The organism is Streptomyces sp. NPDC104307 (assembly GCF_055584045.1).
Genome location: NZ_JBVJMU010000001.1, coordinates 643,303 through 656,581, shown reverse-complemented (window position 1 = coordinate 656,581; position 13,279 = coordinate 643,303). Strand labels below are relative to the sequence as shown.

At 72.8% G+C, this 13,279-nt stretch carries 12 protein-coding genes and 1 riboswitch; of the genes, 5 read left to right on the top strand and 7 right to left on the bottom strand.

The annotated features are described in order from the left end of the window. Positions 1-21: 21 nt before the first annotated feature. From ACZ601_RS02595 to ACZ601_RS02580, 4 genes are read left to right on the top strand one after another with little or no spacing between them, the layout of a single operon-like run. On the top strand, positions 22-1,614 hold the full coding sequence (locus ACZ601_RS02595; protein WP_469532230.1) for an ABC transporter substrate-binding protein: 1,593 nt from the start codon (positions 22-24) through the stop codon (positions 1,612-1,614). Beyond that, positions 1,611-2,564, top strand: a complete 954-nt coding sequence (locus ACZ601_RS02590) for an ABC transporter permease (RefSeq protein WP_469532228.1) — start codon at positions 1,611-1,613, stop codon at positions 2,562-2,564. The genes ACZ601_RS02595 and ACZ601_RS02590 overlap by 4 nt, the downstream gene beginning before the upstream one ends. Continuing rightward, positions 2,561-3,358 carry an ABC transporter permease subunit gene (locus ACZ601_RS02585; RefSeq protein ID WP_469532226.1) on the top strand — a complete coding sequence of 266 codons (798 nt, stop codon included), beginning with the start codon at positions 2,561-2,563 and terminating at the stop codon, positions 3,356-3,358. Before ACZ601_RS02590 ends, ACZ601_RS02585 begins: the two co-directional genes overlap by 4 nt. After that, positions 3,342-4,880, top strand: a complete 1,539-nt coding sequence (locus tag ACZ601_RS02580) for an ABC transporter ATP-binding protein (RefSeq protein ID WP_469532225.1) — start codon at positions 3,342-3,344, stop codon at positions 4,878-4,880. Before ACZ601_RS02585 ends, ACZ601_RS02580 begins: the two co-directional genes overlap by 17 nt. Before the next feature lie 73 nt (positions 4,881-4,953). Here the strand turns inward: ACZ601_RS02580 and ACZ601_RS02575 are convergent, their stop codons facing one another. Both ACZ601_RS02575 and ACZ601_RS02570 read right to left on the bottom strand, forming a co-directional pair. Continuing rightward, positions 4,954-5,475 (bottom strand): hypothetical protein, encoded by a 522-nt coding sequence (locus tag ACZ601_RS02575; RefSeq protein WP_469532223.1) that lies wholly within the window; start codon positions 5,473-5,475, stop codon positions 4,954-4,956. Then, positions 5,475-6,485 (bottom strand): glycosyltransferase family 39 protein, encoded by a 1,011-nt coding sequence (locus ACZ601_RS02570; protein WP_469532221.1) that lies wholly within the window; start codon positions 6,483-6,485, stop codon positions 5,475-5,477. Before ACZ601_RS02570 ends, ACZ601_RS02575 begins: the two co-directional genes overlap by 1 nt. A gap of 201 nt (positions 6,486-6,686) precedes the next feature. Between ACZ601_RS02570 and ACZ601_RS02565 the strand changes: the two genes are divergently transcribed. Further along, the gene (locus tag ACZ601_RS02565) at positions 6,687-8,402 is read left to right on the top strand and encodes an MFS transporter (RefSeq protein ID WP_469532218.1); all 1,716 of its coding nucleotides are present in this window, start codon (positions 6,687-6,689) and stop codon (positions 8,400-8,402) included. 43 nt (positions 8,403-8,445) lie between these two features. On the opposite strand, the gene ACZ601_RS02560 is transcribed toward ACZ601_RS02565, so the two are convergent. The 5 genes from ACZ601_RS02560 to ACZ601_RS02540 all read right to left on the bottom strand — a co-directional run bounded on the left by ACZ601_RS02560 (position 8,446) and on the right by ACZ601_RS02540 (position 13,082). Then, positions 8,446-9,846 carry a purine-cytosine permease family protein gene (locus ACZ601_RS02560; RefSeq protein WP_469532216.1) on the bottom strand — a complete coding sequence of 467 codons (1,401 nt, stop codon included), beginning with the start codon at positions 9,844-9,846 and terminating at the stop codon, positions 8,446-8,448. Next, positions 9,837-9,932: riboswitch (TPP riboswitch) on the bottom strand. (Overlaps the previous gene by 10 nt.) Positions 9,933-10,034: 102 nt before the next feature. Further along, positions 10,035-10,529, bottom strand: a complete 495-nt coding sequence (locus ACZ601_RS02555) for an FBP domain-containing protein (protein WP_440575947.1) — start codon at positions 10,527-10,529, stop codon at positions 10,035-10,037. A 49-nt stretch (positions 10,530-10,578) separates the two neighbouring features. Beyond that, on the bottom strand, positions 10,579-11,085 hold the full coding sequence (locus ACZ601_RS02550) for a nucleotide triphosphate diphosphatase NUDT15 (RefSeq protein WP_469532212.1): 507 nt from the start codon (positions 11,083-11,085) through the stop codon (positions 10,579-10,581). 87 nt (positions 11,086-11,172) lie between these two features. After that, on the bottom strand, positions 11,173-12,072 hold the full coding sequence (locus tag ACZ601_RS02545; RefSeq protein ID WP_469532210.1) for a hypothetical protein: 900 nt from the start codon (positions 12,070-12,072) through the stop codon (positions 11,173-11,175). Further along, a complete protein-coding gene (locus ACZ601_RS02540; protein ID WP_401927861.1) occupies positions 12,069-13,082 on the bottom strand; it encodes an SPFH domain-containing protein in 1,014 nt (337 codons plus the stop codon). The genes ACZ601_RS02545 and ACZ601_RS02540 overlap by 4 nt, the downstream gene beginning before the upstream one ends. Between the last annotated feature and the right edge of the window lie 197 nt (positions 13,083-13,279).

Below are 13,279 nucleotides of genomic sequence, written 5' to 3'. Positions count from 1 at the left end.
TCACACACCGAGGAATCCCTCATGAACGACGCCCCTGCCCACGGCTCCCGTCCTCCCGGCCCGCGCCGCCGCGGCCTCCTCGCCGCGGCCGGAGGCGCGGCCGGACTCGGCGCCCTCGCCCTGGCGGGCTGCGCCGGCTCCGGCACGGCAGCCGGCCCCGCCGCGGCGGACGGCAGACCCCGACGCGGCGGGCGGCTCCGCGCCGCCTTCGCCGGCGGCGGCGCGAGCGAGACCCTCGACCCGCACCTGGCCAACCTCTTCGCCGACGCGGCCCGCGCCAAGGCCCTCTTCGACAAGCTCGCCGACTACGGATCCGACCTCTCGGCACAGCCCCGGCTCGCCTCGGCCTGGGAGGCGAACAGGGGCCTGGACCGCTGGAAGGTGACCCTGCGCGAGGCCACCTTCCACGACGGCAGGCCGGTGACCGCCCGGGACGTCCTCTACAGCTACCGCCGCATCACAGACCCGACGAAGGCGTTCCGGGCCAAGGCGTCGCTGGAGCCCATCGACCTGAAGTCCAGCCGCGCGCTGGACGCGCGCACCGTCGAGTTCGTGCTGCGGCGCCCCACCGCCGAATTCCCCAACGTAATGGCCGCGTTCGGCGCGTTCATCGTCCCCGAGGGCGCTCAGGACTTCGATCGCGAGCCGGTGGGCAGCGGCCCCTTCCGCTTCGTGTCCTTCGCACCCGGTAAGTCCGCCGTCTTCGCCCGCCACGACGCCCACTGGGACGGCGCCCCGCACCTCGACGAACTCGAATTCCTCGTCGCCAACGAGGAATCGGCCCGCGTCAACGCCCTGCTCGGCGGTCAGGTCGAGTACGCCCACGAACTCAACCCGGCCACCGCCCGCGCCCACGAGAACAAGGGGCGGATCCAGATCGTCCGGCTCCGCAACAGCGCCATGCAGGGCTTCGTCATGAAGACCGACCGGCCTCCGTTCGACGACCAGCGGATACGTGAGGCCTTCTGCCTGATCGCTGACCGGAGAGAACTGGTCGACGGCGCACTGTCCGGCGCCGGACAGATAGGCAACGACCTGTTCGGCAAGGGCTACGAGTACTACGCCGACAGCCTGCCGCAGCGCGAACAGGACCTCGACCGGGCCCGCAAGCTGCTGAAGGAGGCCGGCGCCGAGAAGCTCACGGTCACCCTCGACACCTCACCCGTCGCGGCCGGGTTCACAGAGGCCGCGGCGATCTTCCGCGACCAGGCCGCCGGAGCCGGGGTGCGCATCGAGATCAGGACCGGCAGCAAGGACAGCTACTGGAAGGACATCCTCGACTCCGGGACCCTGGCGTCCTACCGCTCCGGCGCCATGCCCATCGAGACCCACATCTCCCAGCGCCTGCTCACCGGGTCCACCACCAACGCCACCCACTGGCGGCACCGGGACTTCGACGCCCTGTACCAACAGGCACAGTCCACCAGGGACAAGCGGGACCGCACCGCCGTCTACACCCGCATGCAGCGCCGCCTGCACACCGAGGGCGGCTTCCTGATCTGGGGATTCGCCGACTGGATCCTCGGCACCGCCCGCACCGTCCGGGGCGTCGAGCGGAACGCACCCGCCAACTCCCTGGACTGGGCCCGCTTCGACAAGGTCTGGCTGGCGTGAGCGGTCTCCGGTCCTGGATCGCCCGGCGGCTGCTGCTCGGCGTGGCGCAGACGGCAGCGGTCGTGCTGCTCGTCTTCACGCTCACCGAGGCGCTGCCGGGCGACGCCGCCGTGGCACTCGCCGGGGACCAGCCGGACCCGGAGCGGATCGCGGCCATCCGCGAGGCGATGCGGCTGGACCGTCCGGCCCACGAGCGCCTGGCGGACTGGGCGGCCGGGCTCCCGCACGGCGACTTCGGCACGTCCCTGACCTCCGGACGCCCGGTCGGCTCCTACCTCGCGGACGGCTTCGGGCCCACCGCGTTGCTCGCCGCGCTCACCCTGGTGCTGCTGGTGCCCGTCGGGGTCGGCCTCGGAGTGCTGGCCGCCCGCCACGAGGGGCGGCTCGCGGACCGGCTCGTCAGTTCGGTGACGCTCGGCGTGTACGCGGTACCGGAGTTCGCCCTCGGCGTGCTGCTCGTCACCGTGTTCGCCCTGCGGCTCGGCTGGCTGCCCCCGACGGCCGTGGGTTACGGCGACGATCTGCTCGGCCATCCCGCAGCCCTGGTCCTGCCCGTGCTCGTACTGCTGTCGCGGCCGGTGTGCTCACTGGCCCGGCTGGTCCGTGCGGGCATGATCGACGCGCTGGCCTCGCCGTACGTCGCTCACGCCCTGCGCTGCGGAGTCTCCGGAACCCGCGTCCGCTACACGCACGCGCTGCCCAACGCCGTCGCTCCCGCCGCCCAGCAACTCGCCCGCACCGTCGACTGGCTGCTGTGCGGCGTCATCGTCGTGGAGGCGCTGTACGTGATCCCCGGGCTCGGCACCGTGCTGATGAACGCCGTCGCGGAACGGGACGTCCCCGTGGTGCAGGGCCTCGCGGTGGTCTTCGGGCTGACCGCCGTCGTCCTCAACCTGGGGGCGGACCTGGTCGCCCACCGTCTCGCGCCCCGGGCGGGGGTGGCCGCGTGAAGCGCCGCGTCGTGCTCGGTGCGCTGATCGTCGGCGTACCGCTCGTCCTCGCCCTCCTCGGCCCGATGGCCGCCGGGCCCCCCGGTCCGCGGGCCGCCTCCTTCACGCTCGGTGGCGGACATGGGCTCGGCACCGACTTCGTCGGACGCGACGTCTGGCGGCAGGTGCTGCTCGGCGGACGGTCCGTGGTCCTCGTGGCGCTCACCGCGACCGCCCTCGCCTACCTCGCGGCCCTGCCGCTCGGCCTGATCAGCGCGCTCACCCGGCGCCCCTGGCTCGAAGAGCTGCTGATGCGCCCCCTGGACGTGCTGCTCGCCGTGCCCTCGCTGCTGCTCATCCTTCTGGTGGCCGCCGTCTTCTCGCCGGGAGCCGTGGGGCTCTGCCTGCTGGTGGCCCTGGTCAACGTCCCGGACGCCGCGCGGATCGTCCGCGCGGCCTCGGCCGCGGCGGCCGCACGCCCCGCCGTCGAAGCGCTCCGCATGCAGGGCGAGACCTGGTGGCGCACGGCCGTCGGCCATGTCGGCAGGTCGATCGCGCGGACGCTCGCCGCCGACGCGGGCGTACGGCTCACCGGCGTGCTCTACCTGGTGTCCACAGCGGCCTTCCTCGGAGTGGGCGTCGCGCCGGACGCCCCGGACTGGGCTGTGATGGTGGACCGCAACCGCACGGGCCTGTTCGTCCAGCCCTGGGCCGTGATCGTCCCCGCGCTGCTGATCATCGCCCTGACCATGGGCGGCAACCTGCTCTTCGACGGCGTACTGGAAAAGAGGGCCCACCGTGACCGCGATCGCTGAAGTCAAAGACCTGCGTGTCGAGGTCGGCGGCCGCGCGATCGTCGACGGAGTCAGTTTCCGGGTCCGGCCCGGGAAGGTCACGGCACTGGTCGGTGCCTCCGGCAGCGGGAAGACGACCACGGGCCTCGCCCTGCTCGGCGAGTACCCGGCGGGCGCCCGGGTCACCGGCGAAGTACGCCTCGCCGTCGGCCGCGCCGGATACGTGCCCCAGCACCCCGGCGCGGTGCTCAACCCCGCGCGCCGGGTCGGCGCCCTGCTGGGCGACATCGCGCGCGAGCAGGTGCGCGGCCTGCCCAGGACCGAGCGCCGCGCCGCCGCCCGCAGACGTGTCCTGCACGCCCTCTCCATGGCCGAACTACCGGAGATCGATCCGCTGTTGCGGCGCTTCCCGCATCAGCTGTCGGGCGGCCAACAGCAGCGCGTCGTCCTGGCGCAGGCGCTGCTCCTCGGCGCCCGGGTGGTCATCGCGGACGAACCGACCACGGGTCAGGACGCGCTGACCAAGCGGCGCATCGTCGAGCAGCTCGCGGCCGTGGCCCGGCAGGGCATCGCCGTGGTACTGCTCAGCCACGACCTGGACGTCGTACGGGCCCTGGCCGACGAGGTACTGGTCCTGCGCGCCGGCCGGGTGGTGGAGGCGGCGTCCCCGGAGGACCTCTGGCTCGCACCGCGGCATCCGTGGACGGCCGAGCTCCTCTCGGCGGACAGGACGACGGTACGCGACCGGGCCACTGGTGACGGGGGTGCCGTGGCCCTCCGGGTGCGCGGCCTGCGGGCCCGGCACCGCGACGGCACCGGAGTCAGCGAGGTGGTGCGCGTCCCCGAACTCGCCCTCCGTGCGGGCGAGTGCCTGGCTGTCGTCGGCCGCTCCGGCAGTGGCAAGACCACCTTCGCCCGCTGCCTGGCCGGCCTCCACCGCGACCGGACGGGTGACGTCCTGCTCGACGGCGTACCGCTGCCGCGCAGCCTGCGCGGCCGGACCAGGGAACAACTGGCGTCGGTCCAATACGTGTTCCAGGACGCGAAGGCCGCCTTCGACGCATACCGGCCGGTCCTGGACCAGGTCGCGCGCACGGCGGCCAGGCTGCGCGGAGCGGGCCGGGGAGAAGCACTCGCTCAGGCCCTGGACACCCTGACCGGCCTCGGGCTCACCGAGGAACTGGTGCGCCGCAGACCCGGCCTGCTGTCCGGCGGCGAGCTCCAACGGGCCGCGCTCGCCCGCGCCCTGCTCGCCCGGCCACGGGTGCTGATCTGCGACGAGATCACCTCCGGGCTGGACGCGATCACCCGGCGCCGCCTCCTCGACCTGCTCGCGGCGTTGCTGCGCGAGCGCCCCGAACTGGCCCTCGTCCTGATCACCCACGACCTCGCCGTCGCGGCGACCGCCGACCGGATCGCCGTACTGGACGCAGGCCGGCTCATCGAGCAGGGGCCGGCGGCGCAGGTGCTCGCGGCGCCGTTGCGCAGTGACACGTCGTTTCGGCCCCGGCATCCGGAGCAACCGCCACGGCTCCCCGGCTGATCCTTACGGCCCTGATGCCGGCCGACCGGAACCAGCCCTCGGGCGACGCGGGGCCACCGGGGGCTGCGGACTCTCACACGTAGGTGCGCAGCTCCGGCCATATCTCTCCCCAGGGGCGGCGGGGGCCCGTGCAGACGTAGACGTGGCCGCCCTGCTCGACGTTGGGCACGCCGTACGGGTTGGAGAGGGTGGCGGCCACCCGGACGTGCCGGAAGTGGCTGCGCAGCTGGGCCACGTAGCGGGGTTCGTGCTCGGGGCCGGGGGTGATGGCCACCACGGTGGTGGCGTCCGGGTTGCCCGGACCCCACCACCAGTCGGTGTTGTGGGCGCTCACGGCGGTGGGCAGTCCGGTGCCTCGGCCCAGTTCGTTGACGGCGCCGGCCTCGCCGTAGTCCGCCGTGAATATCACCGCGTTCGCGCGCTGCCCGGCCGGCAGCCCGGTCCACACCTGCCGTACGGTGCCGACGAGTTGGGGCCAGCCCACCGACTCGCCCGAGTTCGAGCTGACGCCGTACGTCCAGGCCACCTCCGAGGGCGGCAGCACCGGCAGGACCATCACCGCGAACAGCCCCGCGGAGGCGGCGGTCCCGATCATCAGGCCGCGGAACCGGCCGGGACGGGCGTGCAGCCAGCCGTCGAGTCCGAGGACCCGGCCGCCAGCAGGCACACGTACAGCCCGCCCAGGTAGTACACCTGGGCTCCGGTCGTCACGGCGAACAGTACGAACAGCACGGCGTACGCGGCCACCAGGCACTGCCACAGCGGGCGGCCGGAGCGCCACAGGAACCGCAGGCCCGCCATCCACAGCACCGCCAGCGCCAGGCAGGACATGCCGAGCTGGCCCACGATCCAGGTGGGGATGTTCCCCGGGCCCCCGTTCTGGCCGTTCAGCGCCCGTGTCATCTCGAACATCGCCCAGCCGTGCCGCGACTGCCACCACAGGTCGGGCAGCACCAGCAGTACGGCGACGGCTGCGCCCGCGAGCAGCCGGCGGTCAGCCACGGTCCGGCGGGCCGGGCCGAGGAGCACGGTGGCCAGCAGCACGATCCCGAAGATGGCGGCGAGGTGGTTGAACTCCGAGCCGACGCCGACCAGCGCTCCCACGGCGAGCCACCACCGGGTGTCGCCGGTGCGGCCGATCCGCACGACCACCAGCGCTGTCGCCGCCCAGGCGAGCACTTCGTACGACGTGGTGTTGGCGATGTGCGCTCCGCCCAGCAGGACGGGCATCGTGCCGGTCGCGACCGCCGCGAGCAGCTGGGCCCGGCGCGCGCCGCCGAACTCACGCGCCGTCAGGCCGCCCACGACCACCGTGCCCGCCGCCGCCAGCGCGGGCCACAGCCGCAGCCCCGCCTCCGAGACCCCGAACAACGACAGGGAGATCCGGGCCAGCAGCGGAGCGAGCACCGGCTGGTCCACATAGCCGGCCTGGAGGTGCCGGGCGCAGTCGAGGAAGTACAACTCGTCGATGTGGAAGCCGTAGCGCGGGGACAGCGCCATCAGCAGGGCGAAGACCAGCCCCGCGACGGCGAACACCCTCCGGTCCGGCGGAGCCGTCCGCCCGTCGGCCTCGTCGGCGCGCACCGTGCCCGTACTCTCCGCCATCTCCGCAGAACCCCCCGGTCTCGATCCCCTGGCCGCGGAGCACACGCCTCCCGGGCCGCTCGTACCTTAGCCACCCGTCCGGCGGGCGGTGAAGTATCCGGCGGTGCTTCACCGGAGTATCAGGACTGGCCGCCCCCGGGGCCCGCCAATAACTTGGCTCCGGTAGGCGGCCGAGGTACCTCCGACGGGCGGGATGGTCCGATGCAGAGCACAGCCGTACGCCTCGGCGGCGCCGAGGACCCACTGGGTCCGGGCTACAAGTGGATCGCGCTGTCGAACACCACGCTGGGTGTGCTGATCGCGACGATCAACCTGTCCATCATCCTCATCGCGCTGCCGGACATCTTCCGCGGTATCGGAGTGGACCCCCTCCAGCCGGGCAACACGAGCCTGCTGCTCTGGCTGATCATGAGCTACATGGTCGTCACCGCGGTCCTGGTGGTGAGCTTCGGCCGGCTGGGTGACATGTACGGCCGGGTCCGGATGTACAACCTGGGGTTCGCGGTCTTCACGCTCTTCTCCGTACTGCTCTCGGTGACCTGGATGCACGGCACCGCCGGCGCCCTGTGGCTGATCGGGATGCGGGTGCTCCAGGGCGTGGGCGGTGCGATGCTGATGGCGAACTCGAACGCCATCCTCACCGACGCCTTCCCGCCCCGGCAGCGCGGTCTCGCCCTGGGGCTCAACCAGGTCGCGGCGATCGCGGGCTCGTTCATGGGACTCGTGCTCGGCGGGCTGCTCGGTCCCTTCGACTGGCACCTGGTCTTCCTGGTCTCCGTCCCGATCGGGCTGTTCGGCACGGTCTGGGCCTATCTGAAGCTGCACGACACCGGCGTCCGCACCCCGGCCCGGATCGACCGGTGGGGCAACCTGACCTTCGCGGCCGGTCTGATCGCCGTACTGTCCGGCATCACGTACGGCATCCAGCCCTACGGCGGCGACACCATGGGATGGACCAACCCGTGGGTGATCACCGCTATCGTCGGCGGGCTGGCCGTGCTCGGGCTCTTCTGCGTGATCGAGACCCGGGTCGCCCAGCCGATGTTCCATCTGGCGCTGTTCCGCATCCGCGCCTTCACGGCGGGGAACGTGGCGAGTCTCCTGGCGTCCCTGGGGCGCGGCGGCCTGATGTTCATCCTGATCATCTGGCTCCAGGGGATCTGGCTGCCCCGGCACGGCTACGGCTTCGAGCAGACCCCGCTGTGGGCCGGTATCTACATGCTGCCGCTGACGATCGGTTTCCTGATCGCCGGCCCGTTTTCCGGGTGGGCCTCCGACCGCTACGGCGCCCGGCTCTTCACCACCGGCGGCATGCTCCTGGCGGCCGCCACCTTCGTGGCGCTCAAAGTTCTGCCGGTCGATTTCGACTACTGGCTCTTCGCGCTGATCCTACTCGTCAACGGGCTGGCCATGGGGCTCTTCGCCTCGCCCAACCGGGCGGCGATCATGAACAGTCTGCCGCCGGACCAGCGTGGGGTGGGCGCGGGAATCAGCACCACCTTCCAGAACTCGGCCACGGTGCTGTCGATCGGCATCTTCTTCTCGCTGATGATCGCCGGGCTCGCGAGTTCGCTCCCGGACACGCTGGCCCACGGACTCACCGAGCAGGGCGTGCCGTCCGCCGACGCGGCACGCGTCGCGGCCCTGCCACCGGTCGGCGTGCTGTTCGCGGCGCTCCTGGGATACAACCCGGTACGCAGCCTGCTCGGCCCGGAGACCCTGGCGCAGCTGCCCACCAGCCACGCCGACTACCTCACCGGCCGGGCCTTCTTCCCGACGCTGATCTCCGGACCGTTCGAGCAGGGCCTCTCCGTCGCCTTCGACTTCGCCATCGCGGCGTGCCTGGTGGCCGCGGTCGTCTCGCTCCTCCGCGGCGGTCGCTACGTCCACGGCGAGACGGAGTCCGCGAAGGCGTGACGCCCCCGCGCCTCGCCAACCGCCGCGCCCGCCGCCGGGGCCATCAGGCGCTGCGGCGCAGCCGCAGCGGGGCGTACACGGCGAGGGCCGCGAGGAACGCCACCCCGTAGGCGAGGTCCGCCCCGTGCAGCGCCTTCGCCACCGGGCCCACGTACAGGCCGGTGCTCATGAACGGCACCGCCGCGGCGAACGCGGCGGCGAAGGCGGTGAGCGCCGGCCACCACGGCTGGGGGCGGGCGCTCTCGGCGGCCAGGTCGACGGCGGAGCCACCGCGCGCCCTCGCCCGGACGATCCAGTCGACGGCCACGATCGCGACGAACCCGGGGATCCAGTAGCCGACGAGCAGCAGCACGTTCTGGAAGCGGGCCGTGGTGTCGGCCGCGTGCATCCACAGGACGAGGGGGAAGCCGAGGGCGGCGGCCAGCGCGGCGGCGACGGGGCGCGGCAGGCGCACCCCCATGGTCTGCAGTGCCAGCGATCCGCTGTAGTCGTTCATGGCGTTGCTGCACAGCGCGGCCAGTGCCACGGCGAGCAGCCCGAACGCCCCGAGCGCGCCCCCGCCCAGCAGGGTGTCGACGCCGTGCGCGGTCTGGTCGGTGAAGACGGACGCACCCCACAGGCCGAGCGTCTGGACCGCCACGAACGAGACGCTGATCCCGAGCAGGGTGCACCAGAACATCCGGGGCCGCGACGTGGTGCGCGGCAGATAGCGGCTGAAGTCGCTGGCGTACGGCGCCCAGGACAGCGCCAGGCTCAGGGCGATGGTGCACGTCAGGACGAACGCGCCCGCCCGGTCCGCGCCGTGCGCGCTGCCGGTCGCGGCGGGGTGGACCCCGTCCAGGAGCTTCGTGGCGAGCACCGCGAAGGCGGCGGCCAGGACGAAGGTCATCACGGTCTGGAGCCGGTGGATCACCTCGTACCCCAGGACGCCGAGCGCGCCCTGGGCCGCCATCATGACCAGCACTCCCAGCCAGAAGGGCCAGCCGCACAACTGGGCCAGCGCCTCGCCGCCGAACAGTCCGATCAGCGCGTCCCAGGCGATGGACGACAGCCACTGGAGCGCGCCCGGCAGCACCACGCCTCGGCCGAACGCCAGCCGGGCGAGCGGGAGTTGTCCGGCACCTGTCTGACTGCCCCAGGTGCCCAGATACGCGGTGGGCACGGCGCCCACGAGCGTGCCGAGCACGACGGCGGTGAGCGCTGTGGCGAAGTCCAGGCCCAGCGCGATGCCGACGGTGCCGGTGAAGACCCCGGTCATGGTCAGGTTGGGGGCGAACCAGACGGTGAACAGCCGGCCGGGCCCGCCGTAGCGGCGGTCCTCGGGAACGGGGGCTATCCCGTGCGCCTCGACGCGCAGATCGCCCGGGGCGGTGGGCATCCGCCCGTCGAACGCGGGCCGCCGGTCCGTGGCCGCGCGCTCGTCCTGGGCATACGGCAGTGACATGAAGACATCCCTCCGCCAGTGCTAACTGGTTCAGGTTCGACGGGTGTGTTCTCAGCCCCTGTGCAGGGGCACCCCGTGTCCGGTGAAGCGGCCAGGATAGCCGGGCGGTCGCGGGTCGCGGTGCGGGGGGCCGGACGCCGGGCGGACGCCGCCGTGGCCCCGCGCGACTCGTGGTGCGGGCGCGGCCGTCAGCCGTAGAGCTTGGCCACGAACGCGGCGAGGTTGGCCGAGGTGCGGGCGATCTGCTCCTCCACCGTCAGCGACTCCTTGAACCGGGCGCCGGAGGGCACGGCCTTCTTCCCCCGGACGTAGAGCGAACAGGCCAGATCGGTGCACATGTACAGGCCGACGGAATTTCCCTCGCGCCCGGCCTGCCCGGTCTTGCGGGCGGTCATCAGGGAGACGCCGCTGCCGGGGTGCGTGGTCAGACAGAGCGAGCACATGCTCCGGTGCAGGAAGCCGCGCTGCTGGGACGGGAAGCGAAGCGTGATGCCCGCCGTCCGGCCGTCGTGCTCGGTGACGATGTAGCTGCGCCCGGGAGCGGACAGGTCACGCCAGCCGAGGAAGTCCAGATCCTCCCAGGGCAGCTCCTCGAAATCGCGGGGGAGCGGCAGACGCTTGGCTTCCCCCTTGGAGCAGTTGACGAACGATGTGCGGATGTCCTGCTCGGTCACGGCTTTCATGACATCGACGCTAACTCTGCCTACGACCCCTAGGCAAATGAATAACTGTTTAGGGTTTCACCTGTATGGCATCGGGCACTACGGCCAGTCGGTGGGCGGGTGGGTGCTCGATGCCGAGATCGGGACGCCAGGCCGCGAGGATCTGCGCCGAGGGGTCGAACAGCGGCGTCGGCAGGGCCTCTGGCCGGGTCCACCGCCAGGTGCTGATGAGGTGGGGTTCGGTCACCTGGGGGCTGCCCGACTCCACGGTGACCAGGGCGGCCATCGTCACCCGGTTGATGCCGCCGGCCACGTCGTGCAGCATCGCGAAGACGCCCATGCGGTGCTCGGGGACCTCAAGGCCGGTCTCCTCGCGCAGCTCCCGCACCGCCGCCGCCGCGATGGACTCGTGCGTCGGATCGACCTTCCCGCCGGGCAGCTCCCAGCTGCCGCTGTGGTGCCGGCCGAGCAGGACGCGCCCCCGGTTGTCCTGCACGATCACGCCCACCCCGAGCGCGGCCTGGGCCTGTGGCGGCCGGGAGTTGCGGTCCGGGACCGGTGCCGTTTCGCTGTCCATGTCTGCGTCTGCTCCTCCGGCTGATCGGCGGCCGGGTGACCGCCACAAGGTGTCGAGCCTACGGGCGGGCGGCGCGGGTGCCCGAGGTCATCCGGCCAGCCGGAGAGATGTGGGCGCGATGCCGAGCCGCACCGTCTGCCCCCATGCCAGCTCCAGCGCGTCCGACTCCATGCCGTCGCCGAAGACCACCACCCGGTCGGACTCCACGGTCAGCCGCAGCGCCTGCCCGCGCCCCAGCTCGCCCGAGACCAGCGAGGTGCCGGTGACAGGTGACGGCCAGGCCTCCCGGACGAACCAGAGCAGCCGGGGGTCTGTGGGCGCCGGCAGCGTGAGCGGGCTGCGGCGTTCCTGCCACAGGGAGCGCAGCCAGCCGGTGGCGCCGGTGCCGGTGCCGACCAGGACGCCGGAGGACGCCTGCGCTTCGGCGGGGGAGTCCGCCGTGTCGGGGCCGAGCCGGTAGCGAGCCGTCTGGTGCCCCGGCGGACCGAGATAGATCTCGTTGAGCGCCAGCAGCCGCTGGGTGTCGTCGGCCACCGCCTCGACCATCGTCAGCTCGTCCGCCGTGCCGCCCGGCGTCACGGCCGCCCGCAGCAGCGCCGCCGCGTCGGCGGGCCGGTGGCGGACCAGGACCCCGGGATTGCGTCCGGGGTCGGTGTCGATGCCGACGACCGGCTGTCCGGAGAGGTACTTGGCGGCGTTGGCGACCAGCCCGTCCTGGCCGACCACGACCACCACGTCCTCGGGCGCGAACAGGAACCGGTCCAGATCCTGGCGCTCCACCCGGGACTGCCGCCACTGCAGCGGAACGGCCGCCGCCACCTCGCTGAGCGCCTGCCGGGTCCGTTCGTGCCGCCGGGCGACCTCCTCGATGGACCGGCCCCGGCTCGTCAGGAAGAACGCCGCCTGACCGTGGGTGCCGTGCCGGGCGAGCAACTCCTCGTACTCGGTGGTGCGATGGACCAGCACCGCTCTCGGTGCCAGGCTCATGCCCGGCTCTCGGGAGCGGGCCGGCCGAGCTTGGTGAGCAGGCCGGTGAGGACGTCGGGCGAGAGGGTGAGGCTGTCGATGCGCGGCAGGTTCTCCGCGAGCCGGGTCGCGGCCAGCGCGTGCAGGGTCGCGGCCTCCACCTCTCCGTGCACCCGCAGCCAGGCCGCCTGGGACTCGGCGCGGGCCGCGCCGACCTCACGCGCCGACTCCGCCTCCGCGCGGGCGAGGCGCACCTTGCGCGCCGCCTCGGCCTCCGCGCGCACCCCGTCGGCCGCGGCGTTCTCCTCCGCCTCGCGCCGGGTGTTGGTGCCGCGCTGCTCGACGAGCTGCTCCTCGCGGCGGGCCAGCTCGATCTGGCTGGCCAGCTCGTTCTCCGCGATGGTCCGCTCGCGCTCGACGGCCACGGCCCGCCGTTCGTACGTCGCGCGGTCGGCCTCCTGCTGGATCTGCTCCCGGGCGGGGGTGCGCAGGGCCCGCTCCACCTCGGCCTCCGGCCGGATGGCGACGACGCGCACGGCCACCACCTCGATCCCGGTGGCGGGCAGCCGGGGCTCGTCGGCCAGCCCTGCGGCGACCCGTTCGCGCACGGCGGCGACGCCGTCGACCAGTGCGCCGGCCAGCGGGGTGCGGGCCAGTACGTCCAGGGTGTGCTGCTGTGCCGTCTCGGTGAGCAGTGTCGCGATCTGCTCCAGCGGTGCGCCGCGCCAGACGCCGGAGTCCGGGTCGACGGAGAAGTCGAGGCGTGCGGCGGCCTCGGCCGGATCGCTGATCCGGTACGTCACGGTGGCCTGCACGGTGACGTCCTGGAAGTCGGCGGTGCGGGCGTGGAAGGCCATGGCCAGTTCGCGGTCGTTGACCGGCACCTCGGAGAGCGCGGCGCTGAGTGACCGGTACCAGAAGCTCAGCCCCGCTCCGTCGTGGGCGAGTACCCCGCGCTTGTGGTGGCGGATGTGGGCCGTGGGCGCGGAGCGCAGATGGCGCCAGCCGAAGCGCCTGGTGATGTCGGCCATGAGAGGACCCCCTTGTTTTCGTCATGGAGACGATAACCGGCGTCGCGCTATATCGTCAAGAGGACGAGAAGAGGTGTGAGTGCGTACGAAAACGGGCGGCCGGTGACTTGCGGTGCAGTAAACAGCCGCCCCGGCGGGGGGCCCCCCCCCCCACCACCGGGCGGGGCGGGGGGGCCCGCGGCAAACCCAAGGGGGCC